At 66.6% G+C, this 17,129-nt stretch carries 20 protein-coding genes and 1 riboswitch; of the genes, 8 read left to right on the top strand and 12 right to left on the bottom strand.

The window, feature by feature from the left end; translation table 11 throughout:
* The first annotated feature begins 43 nt into the window (after positions 1-43).
* The 7 genes from HG262_RS16610 to soxB all read left to right on the top strand — a co-directional run bounded on the left by HG262_RS16610 (position 44) and on the right by soxB (position 5,051).
* The gene (locus HG262_RS16610) at positions 44-313 is read left to right on the top strand and encodes a c-type cytochrome (RefSeq protein WP_348984398.1); all 270 of its coding nucleotides are present in this window, start codon (positions 44-46) and stop codon (positions 311-313) included.
* Positions 314-352: 39 nt separating this feature from the next.
* A complete protein-coding gene (gene soxY / locus HG262_RS16605; RefSeq protein ID WP_169272055.1) occupies positions 353-820 on the top strand; it encodes a thiosulfate oxidation carrier protein SoxY in 468 nt (155 codons plus the stop codon).
* A gap of 37 nt (positions 821-857) precedes the next feature.
* Positions 858-1,172, top strand: coding sequence for a thiosulfate oxidation carrier complex protein SoxZ (gene soxZ, locus HG262_RS16600; protein WP_169272038.1), 315 nt, complete (start codon positions 858-860; stop codon positions 1,170-1,172).
* A gap of 120 nt (positions 1,173-1,292) precedes the next feature.
* The gene (soxA, locus tag HG262_RS16595; protein ID WP_169272054.1) at positions 1,293-2,084 is read left to right on the top strand and encodes a sulfur oxidation c-type cytochrome SoxA; all 792 of its coding nucleotides are present in this window, start codon (positions 1,293-1,295) and stop codon (positions 2,082-2,084) included.
* A 10-nt stretch (positions 2,085-2,094) separates the two neighbouring features.
* Positions 2,095-2,766: a sulfur oxidation c-type cytochrome SoxX gene (soxX, locus tag HG262_RS16590; RefSeq protein ID WP_169272037.1), complete on the top strand. Its 672-nt coding sequence runs from the start codon at positions 2,095-2,097 to the stop codon at positions 2,764-2,766.
* A gap of 22 nt (positions 2,767-2,788) precedes the next feature.
* Positions 2,789-3,307 (top strand): TlpA disulfide reductase family protein, encoded by a 519-nt coding sequence (locus tag HG262_RS16585; protein ID WP_169272036.1) that lies wholly within the window; start codon positions 2,789-2,791, stop codon positions 3,305-3,307.
* A gap of 34 nt (positions 3,308-3,341) precedes the next feature.
* On the top strand, positions 3,342-5,051 hold the full coding sequence (gene soxB / locus HG262_RS16580; protein WP_169272053.1) for a thiosulfohydrolase SoxB: 1,710 nt from the start codon (positions 3,342-3,344) through the stop codon (positions 5,049-5,051).
* Here the strand turns inward: soxB and HG262_RS16575 are convergent.
* Positions 5,036-5,449, bottom strand: a complete 414-nt coding sequence (locus HG262_RS16575) for a DsrE family protein (RefSeq protein WP_169272035.1) — start codon at positions 5,447-5,449, stop codon at positions 5,036-5,038. The two genes, soxB and HG262_RS16575, sit on opposite strands and share 16 nt — an antisense overlap.
* Before the next feature lie 128 nt (positions 5,450-5,577).
* Positions 5,578-5,753, top strand: a riboswitch (yybP-ykoY riboswitch).
* A gap of 7 nt (positions 5,754-5,760) precedes the next feature.
* On the opposite strand from HG262_RS16575, the gene mntP reads away from it, so the two are divergent.
* Positions 5,761-6,336, top strand: a complete 576-nt coding sequence (gene mntP, locus HG262_RS16570; protein ID WP_169272034.1) for a manganese efflux pump MntP — start codon at positions 5,761-5,763, stop codon at positions 6,334-6,336.
* A 13-nt stretch (positions 6,337-6,349) separates the two neighbouring features.
* On the opposite strand, the gene HG262_RS16565 is transcribed toward mntP, so the two are convergent.
* From HG262_RS16565 to HG262_RS16515, 11 genes are all read right to left on the bottom strand, one after another.
* Positions 6,350-7,051, bottom strand: a complete 702-nt coding sequence (locus HG262_RS16565; RefSeq protein WP_169272033.1) for a hypothetical protein — start codon at positions 7,049-7,051, stop codon at positions 6,350-6,352.
* Between the two features lie 2 nt (positions 7,052-7,053).
* A complete protein-coding gene (locus HG262_RS16560; RefSeq protein ID WP_169272032.1) occupies positions 7,054-7,482 on the bottom strand; it encodes a VOC family protein in 429 nt (142 codons plus the stop codon).
* 87 nt (positions 7,483-7,569) lie between these two features.
* Positions 7,570-8,475 (bottom strand): LysR family transcriptional regulator, encoded by a 906-nt coding sequence (locus tag HG262_RS16555; protein WP_169272031.1) that lies wholly within the window; start codon positions 8,473-8,475, stop codon positions 7,570-7,572.
* Positions 8,476-8,487: 12 nt separating this feature from the next.
* Positions 8,488-8,970: a YajQ family cyclic di-GMP-binding protein gene (locus HG262_RS16550; protein ID WP_006222631.1), complete on the bottom strand. Its 483-nt coding sequence runs from the start codon at positions 8,968-8,970 to the stop codon at positions 8,488-8,490.
* 86 nt (positions 8,971-9,056) lie between these two features.
* On the bottom strand, positions 9,057-9,845 hold the full coding sequence (locus HG262_RS16545) for a heme ABC transporter ATP-binding protein (RefSeq protein WP_169272030.1): 789 nt from the start codon (positions 9,843-9,845) through the stop codon (positions 9,057-9,059).
* Positions 9,842-10,840 carry an iron ABC transporter permease gene (locus HG262_RS16540; RefSeq protein ID WP_169272029.1) on the bottom strand — a complete coding sequence of 333 codons (999 nt, stop codon included), beginning with the start codon at positions 10,838-10,840 and terminating at the stop codon, positions 9,842-9,844. The genes HG262_RS16545 and HG262_RS16540 overlap by 4 nt, the downstream gene beginning before the upstream one ends.
* Positions 10,824-11,657 carry a hemin ABC transporter substrate-binding protein gene (locus tag HG262_RS16535; protein WP_169272028.1) on the bottom strand — a complete coding sequence of 278 codons (834 nt, stop codon included), beginning with the start codon at positions 11,655-11,657 and terminating at the stop codon, positions 10,824-10,826. Before HG262_RS16535 ends, HG262_RS16540 begins: the two co-directional genes overlap by 17 nt.
* A 10-nt stretch (positions 11,658-11,667) precedes the next feature.
* Positions 11,668-12,714: a ChuX/HutX family heme-like substrate-binding protein gene (locus tag HG262_RS16530; protein WP_169272052.1), complete on the bottom strand. Its 1,047-nt coding sequence runs from the start codon at positions 12,712-12,714 to the stop codon at positions 11,668-11,670.
* A gap of 75 nt (positions 12,715-12,789) precedes the next feature.
* Positions 12,790-15,420 (bottom strand): TonB-dependent receptor, encoded by a 2,631-nt coding sequence (locus tag HG262_RS16525; protein WP_211187414.1) that lies wholly within the window; start codon positions 15,418-15,420, stop codon positions 12,790-12,792.
* Between the two features lie 112 nt (positions 15,421-15,532).
* On the bottom strand, positions 15,533-16,534 hold the full coding sequence (locus HG262_RS16520; RefSeq protein ID WP_169272027.1) for a FecR domain-containing protein: 1,002 nt from the start codon (positions 16,532-16,534) through the stop codon (positions 15,533-15,535).
* Positions 16,513-17,022: a sigma-70 family RNA polymerase sigma factor gene (locus tag HG262_RS16515; protein WP_169272026.1), complete on the bottom strand. Its 510-nt coding sequence runs from the start codon at positions 17,020-17,022 to the stop codon at positions 16,513-16,515. Before HG262_RS16515 ends, HG262_RS16520 begins: the two co-directional genes overlap by 22 nt.
* Positions 17,023-17,129 lie beyond the last annotated feature (107 nt).

Raw genomic sequence — 17,129 nt, 5'->3', positions numbered from 1 at the left:
CTATGCGGCCGCTGCGCCGGCTCCCGCCCAGCCTGCGGCCGGCGTGGACCTGGCCGGCGCGCGCCTGGCGTCGTCCGGCACCTGCGTCGCCTGCCACGCGGCCGATCGCAAGATGATCGGGCCGAGCTACCAGGACGTGGCGGCCAAGTACCGCGGCAACGCCGATGCCCATGCGTTGCTGGCCCAGAAGATCCGCAAGGGCGGCGGCGGGACCTGGGGCGCCATGCCGATGCCCCCGAACCCCGGCGTCAGCGACAACGACCTGAAGCACATCGTGGACTGGATTCTTGCCGGCGCGCCCGCGCCGGGTTGAAACCCTAGGGAGAGAGAGGAGACCGTTATGACACAACACATCGATCGGCAGCGGCGGCGCGTGGTCGGCCTGGGCACCGTGCTCAGCCTGGCCGTCGCGGCGGGCCTGCTGCGGCCCAGCCAGGCCTGGGCCGTGCAGGCGGACTGGAACAAGCAGGCCTTCGACGCCAAGAGCATGCAGGACGTGATCAAGGCGATGGGCGGCGGCGAGGCGGTGCCCAGCGACCAGATCACGCTGCTGGCCCCCGACATCGCCGAGAACGGCGCGGTCGTGCCGGTGGGCGCGGTCAGCAAGCTGCCCAACACCGAGCAGATTTCGATCCTGGTCACCAAGAACCCAAACGCCCTGGCCGCCAGTTTCACGCTGCCCGCCGGCACCGAACCCGAAGTGGCGACGCGCGTGAAGATGGGCCAGACCTCGGACGTTTATGCGCTGGTCAAGGCCGACGGCAAGTACTACACGGCGCATAAGGAAATCAAAGTGACCCTGGGCGGCTGCGGCGGCTGAACCGCGCGCGGGCGACGAACCCTCAAGGAGACAGCACATGGAAGCAAGGCCAATGCGGATCCGCGCCGCTGAGAAGGATGGCGCGATCGAGGTGAAGGTCCTGATGAGCCACATCATGGAAACCGGGCAGCGCAAGGACGCCGAAGGCAAGGTCGTGCCGGCGCATTTCATCCAGGACGTCACGGTGAAGAACGGCGACAAGGTGGTGCTTCAAGCGCAATGGGGGCCGGCAGTCTCGCGCGACCCGTTCCTGTCCTTCAAGTTCAAGGGCGGCGCCAAGGGGGACAAGGTCAGCGTCACGTGGACGGACAGCGAGGGCGCGACCCGGACGGATGTCACCACGGTGACCTAGCGTTCCCGATGTGTGGGTGAAGGCGGACGAACAATAAACGCCCGCCGGCCGCGATGGCCGGCAGGGCAACCGCGTGAGGAGACATACATGGATAGGAAACGCATGGTTGCCGCATGCGCGATGGCCGGCTTCGCGCTGGCCGGCGCGCAACCGGCAGGCGCCGCGACCGAGCAGGACACCGCGCAGGGCATCGCCCAATACCGCGAGATGCTGGCCGACGGGAATCCCGCCGAACTCATCGAGATGACCGGCGAAGACCTGTGGAAGGAAAGCCGTGGCCCCAAGCAGGCGTCGCTGGAAAAGTGCGACCTGGGGCTGGGCTCGGGCGTGGTCAAAGGGGCCTATGCCCAGTTGCCGCGCTACTTCGATGACGCCGGACGCGTCATGGACCTGGAAAGCCGCCTCGTGTATTGCATGGTGCAGCTGCAAGGCATGGATGCCGCCGAGGTCACGAAAAAGCCCTTCTCGGGCGACGGCCAGTATTCCACCGACATCGAGGCGCTGGTGGCCTATGTCGCGGGCCTGTCGCGCGGCATGCCGATTTCGGTGCCGCAGGCGCATCCCAAGGAAAAGGCGGCGTACGCACGCGGCCGCGACATCTTCTACTACCGGGGCGGCCCCTACGACTTTTCCTGTGCGTCCTGCCATACCGGCGACAACAAGCGGATCCGGCTGCAAGACCTGCCGAATCTGACCAAGCAGGAACCGGCGCGCGCGGCCTTCGCCAGCTGGCCGGCCTATCGCGTGTCGCAAGGCGCGTTGCGGTCGATGCAGTGGCGCTTGCAGGATTGCTTCCGCCAACAGCGCATGCCGCTGCTGAAGTACGGTTCGGACGCATCGGTCGACCTGACGGTGTTCCTGGGTGTCAACGCCAACGGCGGCCAGATGATGGCCCCGGCCATCAAGCGGTAAAGGGGGAATCATGCGCAAGATACGCACGACCTGGCCGGGCCTGGCGGCCTTGGGCCTGCTTGTGGCGGCCAACGCCACCGCGCAGCAACCGGCACCGCCCATTCAACCGGCGAAGGCGGCCGTCGACCACGAAGCCCTGGTGGCCGAACTGAAGGGATCTTTCGTCGAGCGCGGCCTGGCCAAGCTGGACCGGATCGACCAGTCGCCGATGCAGCGCGCCTGTTCCATCGCCGAGGCGGGCGGCGAGATGCCTGCCGAGACCGCCATGAAGATCACGCAAGACGCCGCGGCGAACGTCAAACCGCCCGCCGACGGCAACTACATCGGGGACTGGCGGCAAGGGGAAAAAGTCGCGCAGAACGGCCGGGGGCTGCAGTTCTCGGACACAGCCAAGACCATCAACGGCGGCAACTGCTACGCCTGCCACCAGATGACCAAGTCCGAGATCTCGTACGGCAACATCGGGCCCTCGCTCTACCAGTACGGCAAGCTGCGCGGCAACGGCCAAGATATGGTCTCCTATACCTGGGCCAAGATCTATGACTCCCACGCCACCATGCCGTGCTCCAACATGCCGCGCTTTGGCGCAGCCGGCATCCTGACGGAACAGCAGCTCAAGGACGTGATGGCGTTGCTGCTGGATCCGCAATCCGCCGTCAACGACGACCAGGCCAAGCCCTGAACCGACCAAGTATGGAGGACGCATGAATGCAGTTTCCATAGCAGGCCGGGCGCTGCTGGCCGCAGGCGTGCTGGCGGCCGCGGCGGCCCAGGCCCAGGCCCCCGCTTCGGCCCCGCCCAAGGTGGGCGACAAGCTGGTCATGCCGGACGTGCAGTTGCTGGACGGCACCCGGCTGTCGGCCGCCGACTTCGCCGGCAAGCCCTTGGTGATCGAGTACTGGGCTTCCTGGTGCCCGTATTGCGCACGGCAGAACCCACACCTGCAAAAGCTTACCGAGGCGGCACGGGACAAGGGCCTGCGCATCCTCACGGTCAGCATCGACCGCGACGAGCAAGCCGCGCGCGACTACATCGCCAAGCACGGCTACACCTTCGGCGTGGCCATGGACAACGAGGCCCTGCGCGCCGTGTTTGGCAAGCGCCGCGTCATCCCCGAAATATTCGTGCTGGACGCCAGCGGCAAGCTGGTCGAGGACATCCCCGGCGAGATGTTCGAGGAAGACGTGCTTGAACTGCTGCGCCACGCCCCGCCGCGCTCCTGAGCGCTTCCCCTCCCCTTTTACGGTCGGACCGATGATCAATCGACGCGAGTTCCTTCAGATGCTGGCGGCGGCTTCCGCTGGCGGCATGGGCCTGTCGCACAGCCCGCGCGCCGCCGCCCAGGCCGCGCAGGCCTTCTATGACGCACCCGCCTTCGGTAATGTGCATTTCCTGCACTTCACCGATTGCCACGCGCAGCTTATGCCGATGTATTTCCGCGAGCCCAGCGTCAACCTGGGGCTCGGCCAGGCCTCGGGCCGCGCGCCGCACCTGGTGGGCGAACATCTGCTGAACGCCTACGGCATCGCCCCCGGCTCGGCCCAGGCCTACGCCTTCACCTGCCTGGACTTCGCGCAGGCTGCCGAGCAGTACGGCAAGGTCGGTGGATTCGCCCATCTGGCCACGCTGGTCAAGCAGCTGAAGGCCTCGCGGCCGGGCGCCTTGCTGCTGGACGGCGGCGACACCTGGCAGGGTTCCGGCACCGCCCTCTGGACCCGCGGGCAGGATATGGTGGACGCCTGCCTGCTGCTGGGGGTGGACATGATGACGGCGCATTGGGAGTTCACGCTCGGCGCCGAGCGCGTGCAGGAGGTGCTGGAGAGAGACCTGAAGGGCAAGGTCGATTTCCTGGCGCAAAACGTCGAAACCAGCGACTTCGGCGACCCGGTATTCGCGCCCTACTCCCTGCGCGACATGAACGGCGTATCGGTCGCCGTGATCGGCCAGGCCTTTCCCTATACGCCCATCGCCAATCCGCGCTACATGGTGCCTGACTGGACCTTCGGCATCCAGGAGCAACGGCTGCAGGAGACCATCGACGAGGTGCGCGGCAAAGGCGCCAGCGTAGTGGTGCTGCTGTCGCACAACGGCATGGACGTCGATCTGAAACTGGCGTCGCGCGTGCGGGGACTGGACGCGATCCTGGGCGGGCATACGCACGACGGCGTGCCCGCGCCCGTCGCGGTGGCGAACGCGGGCGGCAAGACGCTGGTCACCAATGCCGGCAGCAACGGCAAGTTCCTGGGGGTGCTGGACTTTGCCGTGAAGGATGGCCGTGTCGCCGACTTCCGCTACACGCTGATGCCCGTGTTCGCGCGCTACCTGCCCGCCGATCCCGCCATGCAGGCGCTGGTGGAACGCATCCGTGCGCCCTACGCCGACAAGTTGGCCCAGCCACTGGCCACTACCAGCGACACACTGTATCGGCGCGGCAATTTCAACGGCACCTTCGATCAGGTGATCCTGGATGCGCTGATGCAGGTCAAGGACGCCGAGATCGCTTTCTCGCCCGGTTTCCGCTGGGGCACCAGCCTGCTGCCGGGGCAAACCATCACGATGGAACATGTGCTGGACCAGACCGCCATCACGTATCCGCACACCACCGTCACGCAAATGAGCGGCGCCACGCTGAAGACCATCCTGGAAGATGTGGCGGACAACCTGTTCAACCCCGACCCGTACTACCAGCAAGGCGGCGACATGGTGCGCGTGGGCGGACTGCAGTATGCGATCGATCCTGCCGGCGCCGCCGGCGCACGGATCAGCGACATGCGCCTGGGCGACACGCCGATCCAGGCCGACAAGCAGTACAAGGTAGCGGGCTGGGCGCCCGTGGCCGAAGGCGCCCAGGGCGAACCGGTATGGGACGTGGTGGCGACCTACCTGCGCGACCGAAAGACCATCGCGCAGGTGCGCCCCAACCAGCCCGTGGTCAAGGGCGTAGCCGGGAATCAGGGCTTGATGTAGGCGTAGCCTTCGTGCTGTAGACGGGTAATGCGGACCACGCCGGAGGGCGTGAAGTCCGCTTCCATCACGAACGCGTCCTTGGGCAGATTGCGGTTTTTCAGCGTGATCTCGCAGACTTCAAAGACCACGCCACGCGCGGCCAGCGCAGAGATCAGCGGTCCGACCTGCGCGGCGTCTTTATAGTCCGTCATCAGGAAGTCGACGCCGTCCGCATGCGCCACCAGCTTGATGGACGTTTCGGGCGCGGTATCCAGCTGGTTGCGCATGTTGCGCAGCGCCGACAACGCCTGCGAGGCCGAATCGTTGACGTGGTAGACGACCTTGTCGGCAGCCCACGCCGCCCCCGCTCCGCCCAGCAAGGCCAACCCCAACGCCAGTGACAGCAGTTTCTCGAACATACTTGCCTCCCCTTGGATTCGCCGAGCATGGCCGCGACGCCAGGCCATGATATCAGCGCATGCGGAGAAGGGAATCCGCACAGACCCTGGGCACTGTCACACCTCCTTCAGGCAGCTCTGCTAGACTTCGTCTTCTCTTTGGGGAGTAGCCTCCTTTCAGCGCGGTCTGAAAGGGCTTACGTCAACATTCTTGGCCCTGACCGGCCATGGCGTAAGCGGCATTTGCGCTTGGCGAGACCACGGACTTTTCACACGACGCTGGGCGGTGTGGAGGGTCTGTGCCGTTCTCGCCCAGCTGGACCCCTTACGTCATGAATGCCCTCTCCATCATCGTCCTCGCGTTCGCCATGTCGACGGACGCGTTCGCGGCCGCCATCAGCAAAGGCGCCGCCCTGCACAAGCCCCGCCTGCCGGAAGCGCTACGCACCGGCATCATCTTCGGCGTCATCGAAGGGATCACGCCTGTGATCGGCTGGGGGCTCGGTTCTGTCGCGGCGAAATGGGTGGCCGATTGGGACCATTGGATCGCGTTCTCGATGCTCTGTATTCTCGGGGTGCTGATGATCCGCAACGCCTTCAAGGAAGAGGACGAAGACGCCGCGCCGGTCGTCCGCCATTCCTTCTGGCTGCTGGCCGCGACCGGATTCGCCACCAGCATCGACGCGATGGCCGTGGGCGTCGGCTTGGCATTCGTTGACGTGAACATCGTAGTGGCCGCCATCGCGATCGGCCTGGCCACCACCCTGATGGTGACGATCGGCGTGATGCTGGGCCGCGTGCTGGGCAGCGTGGCGGGCAAGCGGGCCGAAGTGCTGGGCGGCATCGCACTGATCGGCATCGGCTCGCTGATCCTGTACGAGCATCTGACGGCGGCCGCAGCGGGGTAACGCTTCAAAGGTTTCAGTCTTCCAGGAAACCCAACGCCCGAAGCTCGGCGATGGCGCCCTTTTCCGCGTCGCGCCGCGCTTTGGGGGCCGCCAGCGACGCGGTCAGCAGCAGCGTCTGGTCGCTTGACTCGTCGAAGCCTCGAAGCACGCTACCGGCCACAGGGAAGGCCTGGGCAAAGCCCGCGCCCAGCGCCTGGTAGCCGCCATAGCGGCCCTGCTTGTCCAGGATGACCTGCGTCTGCGGATCGCGCTTGATCAGATGCAACGGCACGCCTTCGCACCGCAAGCCCAACAGCTTGGCCTCGCTGATATCCAATGCCCAATCGGTTTCGGCGTAGAACGCCGCCCGCGCCGACTCGAACTGCTCGAGGAGGCGCGCATCCGTGCAAAACGCAGTCGGCGCCAAGTTGAGATTGAGCTTGCCGATCTTCCCGACGAGCCGCACCCGGCGAAAGAAAGAGGCCCAGACCAGCAGAATAGGATTGGTGGAAAGGTCTTCCACCACCACGTCCTCGAAGATGCAAGGCTTGATCTCTGAATTCACCGCGCGGCATTGGGATATCCGCACCCCCTGCACACGCGACATCCGCGCAGGCGTTCTCACCATCGACAGCCCGCAATTGTCGAAGGTGCAATCGTGCACGTGCACGTCGCGAAAGTGCGACCCGCCCTTGTCGAACGCCATCCTGAATGCCGCGCCCTGGATGCTTTCCATGATCAATACGCGATCCTGATCGACGGCGCGCTGCGGACCGACTCGCCATGGAAGACGGCTTCGATGTTGTTGCCGTCCGGATCCAGGACGAACGCGGCGTAGTAGCCGCGATGGTAGGCGCGCTCGCCCGGCGGGCCATTGTCCCAGCCCCCCTGCGCCAACGCGGCCTGATAAAAGGCGTCCACCATCGCGCGGTCTTGCGCCTGGAACGCCAGATGATGCCGGCCGGTCAACGGGCCTTGCACTTCGTCGCTATCGGCGGTCGACACGAAAAGCTCGTCGGCCCAGAAGTTGCGGTCGTCGGCGCCGCCCATGGGGATCTTCAAGACGTCGAAGATGGCCGCGTAGAAAGCCTTGCTGGCGGCCAGGTCCCGAACGACCAGCCCGATATGGTCGATCAGGCGGCCTCGATGCCGTTGTCGTGTCGTCATGCAACGCTCCCGGCAGGGGAAGATTGAGAGACGGAATTTACTCCAGCCCGTCGCGTTCCCTCAACATCGCCGATTGGCCTTGGCGCGTCACCAGGTACTGTCCGATCCCTTCTGGAAATAGGCCACCAGGAAATCCACGAACACGCGGACCTTGGCCGACAGGTGATGGCGTTCCGGAAACACCGCGTAGATGTCCGCTTGCGGCAAGGCATAGTCTTCCAGCACGCGCACCAGCCGGCCGCTGCGCAGGTAGCGGGCCAGGTCCCATTCCGCGCGTTGCAGGATGCCCAGGCCCGCCAGGCCCCAGGTCAGCGTCACCTCGCCGTCGTTGCTGCTGAGATTGCCGCGCACCTTCACGGTTTCGCTGCGCCGGCCTTTGGTGAAACGCCATAAACCGTAGGTAGCCTCGTTCTGCCGCAGCACGATGCACTGGTGCCGCGTCAGGTCATGCGGCGTGGCCGGCACGCCGTGCGTCTTCAAGTAGGCGGCAGACGCACAGACCAGCCGCCGGTTGGGCGCGATCTTGCGGGCGATCAGGCGGGTGTCGGGCAGGTCGCCGAAGCGCACGGCGACATCGAACGCGTCCTGCACGAAATCGGCGGGGCTGTCGGTCAGCTGCAGTTGCAGCGATACCTCGGGATATTTCGCGGCGAATTCCGCGATGGCAGGCGCGATGTAGCTGCGGCCGAAGCCCAGCGGCGCGTTGACCTTCAACAAGCCGCGCGGGCTGGCCTGGCGGCTGGCGATCAGCTCGTCCAGGTCTTCGATTTCGCCCAGGATGCGGCGGGCGCTTTCCAGGTAGACCTCGCCTTCGGCGGTGAGGCTCAGGCGCCGCGTGCTGCGGTTGAACAGGCGCACGCCCAGCCGCGCTTCGATTTGTGCCAGCCGCTTGCTGACGGCGGCCGGCGTGACATCCAATTCCCGCGCGGCAGCCGACATGCCGCCGGCGCGCGCGAGTTCAACGACAAGTTGCAGCTCCGTGGAATGACCCATGAGCCGGCGGCATCAATCGCGGAAGTTCTCGAACTGCAGAGGCAGGTCGACGTCGGTCTTCTTCAGCAGCGCAATGGCGGTTTGGAGGTCATCGCGCTTTTTGCCGGTGATGCGCAGCTTGTCGCCGTTGATCTGGGATTCCACCTTGAGCTTGGCGTTCTTGATGGCGGCGATCAGCTTCTTGGCCACCGGCTGCTCGATGCCCTGCTTGATGGTGACCTTCTGGCGCGCGCCGCCCAGGTTTTCCAAGGGGTCGGCCACATCCAGGCAACGCACGTCGATGCCGCGGGCCGACAAGCGGCCGCGCAGGATGTCGAGCATCTGCTTGAGCTGGAACGCGCTGGAAGCGACCTGGGTCACGACGAAGCCTTCCAGTTCGAACTTGGCGTCCGTGCCCTTGAAGTCGAAACGGGTGGAGAGTTCGCGGTTTGCCTGGTCGATGGCGTTGGTGAGTTCGTGTTTGTCGACTTCGGAGACGACGTCAAAAGTAGGCATGACACGGGTCCTGTTGAGTAATGGGTGAAATAGGCGAATACATGCGTATCGCCTATTTTACCGACCCCGCGCGGCCCGTGCCCTTCTCAGGCCGTCAGCACCAGCAGCCGGCCGGACTGCAGCGGGTGCGCAATCACCTGGGCGTCGATGCCGTAGGCCAGATACAGGTTAGCGGGCGTCAGCACCTGGGCCGGCGTGCCCACCGCGATGCCGCGTCCACCGCTGAGCAGCAGCAGGCGGTCGCACCAGCGTGCGGCCAGGTTCATGTCGTGCAGGATCACCAGTACGCCCGTATTGCCGGCGTGCGCCAGTTCCCAGGCACGGCGCAGCAGGTCGCCCTGATGCTTGGGGTCCAGGCTGGCCGTGGGCTCGTCCAGCAGCAGATAGCGCGCTTCGCCAGGCGCTCGCGCCGCATGGCATTGCACCAGCACCCGCGCGAACTGCACGCGCTGCTGTTCGCCGCCGGACAGCTCGGGATAGCGGCGCCCGTCCAGATGCGCCACGTCGGCCAGGGCCAGCGCCTGTGTCACCAGTTCGTCCACCTGACCGGGCTGCAGTTCGGGAAACGGGTAAGCGCCCATGGCGACCACTTCGCGCACGTCCAGATCGAAGGTCAATCCGGGCTTTTGCGGCAGCACGGCGCGGCGACGCGCTTGCACCCCGTGCGCCAAGGCGGCAAGCGCAGTGTCGTCCAGGCGCGCCTGCCCGGAATCGGGCGTCAGCTCGGACGCCAATGCGCCCAGCAAGGTCGACTTGCCCGCGCCGTTGGCACCCAGCAGGCCGACGACTTCACCCGGTTGGACGTCCAGCGATACGTCGGTCAGGATGCGCGCGCCCCTGCGGGACAGCGTCAAATTCTGCGCGGCAAGCGTCATCCGATCCTCCTTCCGCGCGCCAGCAGCCACAGGAAGAACGGCCCGCCCACCAGACCCGTCACCAGGCCGATCGGCAATTCCGCCGGTACGACCACCGTGCGGGCCGCCCAGTCCGCCAACACCAACGCCAACGCGCCGGCGATGACGGTGGCCGGCAGCAGCCAGCGGTGGTTGGCGCCGAGCGTCATGCGCACCAGGTGCGGCACCACCAGCCCGACGAAAACGATGGTGCCGGTGGCGGCGACCAGCGGGCCGACGATCAGCGCGCTGGCCAGCACCAGCTTGGCGCGCACGCGTTTGAGCGCATAGCCCAGGTGCTGGGCCTCGCGTTCGCCCAGCAACAAGGCGTTCATGACGCGCCACTGGCTGACCAGCCAGGCGCTGACGAGCAGGACCCAGGGGCCCAGGAATGCCAGCAGCTTCCAGCTGACGCCGCCCAGGCTGCCCATGTTCCAGAAAGTCAGGTCGCGCAATTGGGCATCGGTGGCGATGAAGGTCAGCACGCCGATCAGGCTGAACGCCATGGCGGTGATCGCCACGCCGGCCAAGAGCAGGCCCGCCACGCCCGGCACCCGCCGGCCCACCGCGTAGGCGCACAGCGTGGCCAGCAGGCTGCCCACGAACGCCATCGGCGCCGTGACCCAGAACCCGCCCGAAAACAGCACGATGGCGGCCACCGCCCCCAGCGCCCCGCCTGCAGAAATGCCGATCAGGCCGGGCTCGGCCAGCGGATTGCGGAACAGCGCCTGCATGGCCGCGCCCGATATCGCCAGGCCGGCGCCGGTCACCATCGCGAACAGCACGCGCGGCAGGCGTATGTCGATCAGCACATTGCGCCACAGCGCGTTTTCCGGTGTAGCCGCCCCCCATAGCAGGGAAGGCAGTTCGCCCAGCGGGATCGCCACCGCACCATTGGCGGTGGCGGCCAGCGCCGCCAGCACCAAGGCCGCGGCCAGAAGGCCCAATGCCAATGGCGCGCTAACGCGCCATGACATCCGCGACCCCCTTTTTCAGTTCGGTCAGCGCCAGCGGCAGGCGCGGCCCCATGCCCAGGATCAACAGATCGTCCATCACGACCACCCGCCGCTTGGCCGCCGCTTGCGTGGAAGCAATGCCGGGCAAGCGCAGAAAGGCTTCCATGCCGCCGCCCGCATCCAGTGATGCTTGCGTCACCACGATCAGGTCCGGCGCCAGCGCGCCGACGGCTTCGGCCGACAAGGGCTTGTAGCCTTGCTGGTCGTGCAACACGTTGACCAGCCCCGCCAGGTGCATGACTTCGTTGGCGGCGGTGTCGCGGCCCGCGCCTTGCGGCGACCCGGTCCGGTTGATGAGCAGCAGCGCGCGAGCCTTCGTGGCGGGCAAGGCTTCAGCGCGGGCCAGTTCCCGCGTGACCTCGTCCACCATGCGTTCACCGGCCGGCGCCACGCCCAGCGCGTCGGCCACGCTGCGGATACGCGCCTTCAGCGAATCCACCGAGGGCGCATCCGACACGGTCACCACCCGCACACCCACGCCCTGCAGGCGTTTGAGCGCGTCCGGCGGCCCGGCCTGCTCCGAGGCCAGCACCAGGTCAGGCTTGAGCGACAGCACGCCCTCCACCGGCACGGCGCGGTAGTAGCCCACGCGCGGCAGCTGGGTGGCGGCCGCTGGGTACAGGCTGGACAGGTCATCGCCCACCAACCGGTCGCCCTGCCCCAGGCCATAGACGATTTCCGTCACGCTGCCTCCCAGCGTCACCACCCGGCTGGGTTCGGCGGCCTGAACCCCTGCCGCCACGACCCAGCCCAACGCAATTGCCAGCCATTTTTTCATCAAGGGATCCTCAGGCGGCCAAGGGCGCGCCGCACAAGCTGATCATCAATTCGCGCCAGCCGGTCAGTTCCGGCTTGCCCGGTTTGCGTTCGCCGAAGAACTGAACGATCAGGTCGCCGTTGGCCGCGTACACCTCCAGCGACGTCACCCAGCCGTCGGACGTGGGCTTGTTCACCACCCAGGCCGATGCGATGGCGGTCGTGTCCAGGTGCAGGTTGAATTTCGGGTCCAGCACGTTGTACCAGGGGCCGGTGCGGCGCAGTTGCTGCACGGGGCCGCTATGGATCTGGATCATGCCGCGGTTACCCACGAAGCACATGATCGACAGGCCCGACTCGGCCGCCGATTGCAGCATGCGTTCGACGGATTCCGCCGGCACGGGCTGCGCCAGGTCCTCACCCGCTGCGGCCAGCGCCGCCAGGCGTGACACTTTGAACTTGCGAAGCAGCGGGAAGAATTCATGCGTGTCTTTCATGCCCAGCCAGGCCTCGCGCCAGCCCGCCGCGTCGTCAACTGCTTCGGCGTCGGCGGCGGGCGCGTAGGCGGTGGTTTCCGGCCATTGCGGTTCGCCCGCGAACTTGGCGACAAGCGCGTCGTAGGCCGCGGCGTCCGTGGCATCGGTGCGGTAGACCTTGTGCACGGCCACGCCGGCGCTGTCGAAGAACTGCAGGCTGTGGCGACCGTCCTGCTCGACCGCCCAGGCGGACTTCCACGCCGTGAAGAACACGCGCAGGTCGATGTCCGGCCCCAACACCAGGCCCACGGGACCGTCGGCCTGGATGTCCAGGTATTCGCCGTGACGTTCGTGCACGCACCAGTCGTTGCGCGTCAGCGCCATCACTTCGCCCAGCGTGCCCAGCTCGCGGAAGATGGCTTGCGGCGCGCCGTGCAACGCCGTCGCCTTCACGCCGCCACACCCGGCAGCGACCCATTCCGCTTCGGACACGCCCAGCGCCTGGGCCAGGTTGCGAGCGCGCAGCCCGGGTTGCGAGGCCGCCAATTCGTCGTTGCGGGTGCGCAGCGCTTCTGCGCGGGAGTTGAAATCTTGATTCGTCATCATGGGCCCTCCGGCCGGATCAAAGCATTCTTGAAAAACCGCCGCCGCCCCCCTGCGGGCAGCGGCGGCGCGAAATCAATACTGGTAGGTCAGCGACACGCGCACGCTGCGGCCCGGTTCCGTGTACCAGTCCACCGTGCGCGGCAGCGCCTGGGCACCCGCGGTCGGCACGTTGATGGCCTCCCAGTATTTCTTGTCGAACAGGTTGAACACGCCAGCCTGCACCTGTAGTCCCTTCACCGCAGCGGGACGCCAATAACCCATCAAGTCCACCACGCCGTAGCCGGGGGCCTGGAAGTCGGCGTTCGCCGCCGTCGGCGTGCTGTCGGGATACTCGACCTTGTCGCGCTTGAGCGCGGTGGTCAGCAAGGCATCCACGCCCCACACGTCACGGCCGTAGCCCACGCCCAGGATGGCCTTTAGCGGCGCCACCGAATTCAGGTACTGCCCCGTGCCCTCGTCCTTGCCCACCGTCCACGCCACCGAGCCCCAGGTGCGCCAACCCGGCGCGAACTTCCAGTGCGCGCTGGCTTCGGCGCCGTAGATGCGGACCTTGGCGCGGTTCACATTGCCGGTGATGCCAAGCGGGTACTGCCCCGCCCAACCCGGTTGCCACTGCGGCGAATTCTCGTCTATCGGCTGATTCGAATCGATGAAGTTCTGATAACGATTATCAAACAACGATACCGCACCGCCCAGATCGTCGGTGCCCATCTTGGCGCCCAATTCCCAACCCTTGCTGGTTTCAGGCTTCAGATAGGGATTGCCCACGCGCAGATAGGTTCCCGGACCGCCATAGTTGGTGTAGAGCTGACTGGCGCTGGGCGCCTTGAAACCATAGGCGTACTGGGCATAAAGGCTTAGCTGCTCCGCCGCCTTCCACGTGCCCAGCAGCTTCGGCGAGAAGCGGCTGCCGCTGTTGGATGGCGGCAAGGCGCCAGCGTTGGGATTGCTTTCGTAGCTGGCGGTGGACTGCGGCTTTTGCTCGTAGTGGTCGTAGCGCAGGGCCGGCATCACCGTGTAGCGGCCGTCGCCGAAGCTGAATTCATCCTGTACCCACAAGGCCCACTGGTTGCCCTTGGATTGCGGCACGTCGGCCTGGTTGGTGTGCAGCATGTCGCACGAACGCGGGCCGAAGAGCGCGGGCGTGCCCGGGCGCAGCACGGGGCAATTGTCGTACCCGCTGGAGTTCTGTTCGGTCTTGTTGCCGTACCACTCGCCGCCCACCGTCCACAGCTGCGACATCGAGGCGCCACCCAGCCGCTTGGTCAGTTCGCCGTTCACGCCGAACAGCGTCTGCTGGATGGAGTTGCTGCGGCCGTAGGGGCCGCTGGGGAAGCCGTAGCGGAACGGATCGCCGGGGATGATGGCCGCGCGGGAGTCCACGCCGCGCACGCCGTCCAGGGAATTGTCCAGCCGCATGCGCTGCCAATAGACGACGGCGGTGGCGGTGTCGATCAGGCTACCTTCGCCTGGCGCCTTGTACGAATAGTCGAAGGACACGCGCTCGCGCTCGGTTTCCTTTTTCGTGCTGTTTTCGCCATACAAGTAGCTGGTGCCCGCCCCCTGCTCGTACATATTGTCGATGTCGGCGCGACGCTTGAAATACTCGCCCGTCAGACCGAACCGGTGCCCGCCCTCGACGCGCTGCTGCAGCTTCATCAAGAAGCTTCGCTGGTCATAGTCTTCCGGGCTGGGCTGGCTGCGCTTGGCTCCGTAGCCGCCGACGTCGCCGCGGTTGTCGACATCGTGGCCGTTGCGCACGCCCGCTTGCACCAGCCAGAACGTGTTGCTGTGGATCTGGCCCGCCAGCGCGGCGTTGGCGCCCCAGCTGGCGTCAGCGGAATCGTAGTCCGTCTTGGCCAGCGCGCCGAACGCCTTGCCGCCCGCCAGCAGGTCGGACGGTTCCAGGGTGTACAGGTCGGCGGTGGCGGACAGGGCGCCGGAACCGCCGCCGGTCGCATCCGCGCCGCGCACGATGTCCAGCCGCGACAGGCTGTTGAAGTCCACGGCTTCCAGCCCACCCTTCACGCCGCGCGCGCCGTCGTCCAGCCACGGCAGGCGGATGCCGTCCACGCGCGTCAGCACCCGGTCCTGGTCCAGGCCGCGGATGTTGATGCTGTTGGTCGTCCGGTTGAAGTTCACTCCCGCTTCGGCCCGCTTGCCCAGGTCGCTCCAATTCTTGATCTGAAGATCGTCCATTTGCTTGCGGTCGGTGCTGGTTTCCCACGAGGGCGTCACGATGGCGCCCTCGCCCTCGACTTGGACGGGGGTCAGCAGCGTCACGCCTGGTTGCGGCGCGGCCAGCAACACAAACACTCCGGCGCTGCGCTCCTGCACGGCCAGGCCGCTACCGGCCAGCAGTCGCGCGAAGCCTCCCCTCACGGAATACGCGCCGTCCAGCCCGCCGGTGTGGCGCTGCCCCACCAGCGCCGCGTCGAACAGCACGGTCACGCCCGCGCTGTCGGCAAAACGCGGCAGCGCCTCGGCCAAGGCGCCCGCCGGGATGCGATAGCTGCGCGCGGCGGTCTGCTCCGAGGCTTGCGCCGTGGCCTGCGCCTGCGCGGCGGCCATCGGCAACATGGCGCCGGCAACGGTGGCGAACGCCAACGCGGCATGCACGGCGCAAGTCAGGCGATTCAACCGGACCTGTACGTCCGGAGCGTTTCGGAAGCCGCTTGCGCGGCCGGCGGGGAGATAAGCCATGGTCGTCCTTTCGATCCAACGGGTATCGGCATTCGTTTGCCTATACAGACCATGACCCGCGTGAATCTCGAATCGGACAGCTTGGGCACCGGTATTTTGTAACAACGGAACATCACGCCGCCCCGTCCCGCGGACCGATCGTCACCCAGTACGCCGTGCGGTAGCGGACCCGCACCGGCAGCGTCGCCGGCAACGCCGCCAGCACCGCATCGGTATCGTTCAACTGGAAGGCGCCGGATATGCGCAGATGCGCGATGGCCGGGTCGCAGCGCAGGACGCCCGGGCGGTATCGCCCCAACTCGGCGGCGAAGACGTCCAGCCGCAATTGGTTGGCGTACAGCACGCCGCGCGTCCAGTCGCTGGCATGCGGATCGGCGACGGACGGCGCGGACACGCCGTCCGCCGTCAGGCTGCCTTGCTCGCCCGCCATGAGGCTGAGCATGCGGCCGGGATGCGCGCCGCTGCTGACGCGGACCTGCCCCTCCTGCACGCTGACCTGGCATTGCCCGCCGTCCTGGCGCACGCAGAAACGCGACGGCATCGCCTCGATATCGCCCAGGCTCGTGCGGACCACGAACGGCCGCGGCCGGGACGAAGCATCCGCCACCGCATGCACGGCGATCTCGCCCGATCGCAGGCGCACAAGGCGCATCGCGGCGTCGAACGCCACGTCCACCGCGCTGGCGGTGTTCATATGCAACATCGAGCCGTCGGCCAGCGTGATATCGCGCCGCTGGCCCGGCCCGCTGCGATAGTCCGCCGTCCAGTCCAGGGGATCGGCGCGCCAAGCGGCCCAGCCGACGGGGCCGGCCACCACCAGCGCCACCAGCGCTTTCAAGGCGGCGCGCCGCTGCCGCAATTGCGGCCGGTTCAGGGTTGCCATGCCAAGCGCCGCCGGGATCAGGCCGAAGCGCTGGTTCACGCGTTGCGCGCGCTGCCAGGCGGTTTCATGTTCCGCCTTGCTGGCACGCCATTGGTCGCAGGCATGCACATCCGCATCGGTCGCGCGGCCCGAACTCAGCCGCAGCAGCCAACGCGCGGCCTCGCGCGCCACATTGCGCTCGACGGCGGGCAGCTCGCCAGCGGGCGCGCTCACGCCACCGCCATGATGCATTGCTCGAACCCGCGGGTGATGTAGCGATGTACGGTCCGCAGCGACACATTCAGCCGCTTGGCGATTTCGCCATGGCTCAGCCCTTCCAGCTGCGCCATCAGGAACGCCTGGCGCGCGGACACGGACAAGCCGGACAGCATTTCGTCGATTTCCTGCAGCGTTTCCAGGATGATGAGGCGTTGCTCCGCCGACGGCGCAACCGCTTCCGGCATCAGCGCCAGCGCTTCCAGATAGGCATCTTCCACCGAGCGGCGCCGGTGGTGGTTCAACAGCAGGCGCTTGGCGATCGTGGTCAGGTAGGCGCGCGGTTCGCGCAGCGCGTCCAACTCGTGGCGGTGGCGCAGCACCCGCACGAACGTGTCCTGGGCCAGATCGGCCGCATCGAAGGTATTGCCCAGTTTCGCGCGCAGCCAGCCCTGCAGCCATCCGTGATGCGTACGGTACAAAAGTTGAACGGCATCGCCTGACGCGAGTACAGGGTTCGGCACGACAGGCTCCCAGAACGCTACATACAAATAGAAATCAGTCTCATTCTAAATGCAAAACCATGATTCCGGTCAAGTCCGCAGAAGATTATGTGGCGGCGATATGATGG

This window comes from Achromobacter sp. Bel (assembly GCF_012928505.1).
In the GTDB taxonomy this organism is placed as follows: Bacteria; Pseudomonadota; Gammaproteobacteria; order Burkholderiales; family Burkholderiaceae_B; genus Achromobacter.
The sequence above is the reverse complement of the archived record's forward strand: the minus strand, read 5'-3'. Positions and strand labels throughout refer to the sequence as shown.

Excerpts from the sequence above, each read along its gene's own strand:
- soxZ (WP_169272038.1), top strand. The coding sequence starts at position 858 with ATGGAAGCAAGGCCAATGCGGATCCGCGCCGCTGAGAAGGATGGCGCG.
- soxA (WP_169272054.1), top strand. The coding sequence starts at position 1,293 with ATGGCCGGCTTCGCGCTGGCCGGCGCGCAACCGGCAGGCGCCGCGACC.
- soxX (WP_169272037.1), top strand. The coding sequence starts at position 2,095 with ATGCGCAAGATACGCACGACCTGGCCGGGCCTGGCGGCCTTGGGCCTG.
- HG262_RS16585 (WP_169272036.1), top strand. The coding sequence starts at position 2,789 with ATGAATGCAGTTTCCATAGCAGGCCGGGCGCTGCTGGCCGCAGGCGTG.
- HG262_RS16575 (WP_169272035.1), bottom strand. The coding sequence starts at position 5,449 with ATGTTCGAGAAACTGCTGTCACTGGCGTTGGGGTTGGCCTTGCTGGGC.
- mntP (WP_169272034.1), top strand. The coding sequence starts at position 5,761 with ATGAATGCCCTCTCCATCATCGTCCTCGCGTTCGCCATGTCGACGGAC.
- HG262_RS16565 (WP_169272033.1), bottom strand. The coding sequence starts at position 7,051 with ATGGAAAGCATCCAGGGCGCGGCATTCAGGATGGCGTTCGACAAGGGC.
- HG262_RS16560 (WP_169272032.1), bottom strand. The coding sequence starts at position 7,482 with ATGACGACACGACAACGGCATCGAGGCCGCCTGATCGACCATATCGGG.
- HG262_RS16555 (WP_169272031.1), bottom strand. The coding sequence starts at position 8,475 with ATGGGTCATTCCACGGAGCTGCAACTTGTCGTTGAACTCGCGCGCGCC.
- HG262_RS16550 (WP_006222631.1), bottom strand. The coding sequence starts at position 8,970 with ATGCCTACTTTTGACGTCGTCTCCGAAGTCGACAAACACGAACTCACC.
- HG262_RS16545 (WP_169272030.1), bottom strand. The coding sequence starts at position 9,845 with ATGACGCTTGCCGCGCAGAATTTGACGCTGTCCCGCAGGGGCGCGCGC.
- HG262_RS16540 (WP_169272029.1), bottom strand. The coding sequence starts at position 10,840 with ATGTCATGGCGCGTTAGCGCGCCATTGGCATTGGGCCTTCTGGCCGCG.
- HG262_RS16535 (WP_169272028.1), bottom strand. The coding sequence starts at position 11,657 with ATGAAAAAATGGCTGGCAATTGCGTTGGGCTGGGTCGTGGCGGCAGGG.
- HG262_RS16530 (WP_169272052.1), bottom strand. The coding sequence starts at position 12,714 with ATGACGAATCAAGATTTCAACTCCCGCGCAGAAGCGCTGCGCACCCGC.
- HG262_RS16525 (WP_211187414.1), bottom strand. The coding sequence starts at position 15,420 with ATGGCTTATCTCCCCGCCGGCCGCGCAAGCGGCTTCCGAAACGCTCCG.
- HG262_RS16520 (WP_169272027.1), bottom strand. The coding sequence starts at position 16,534 with ATGCATCATGGCGGTGGCGTGAGCGCGCCCGCTGGCGAGCTGCCCGCC.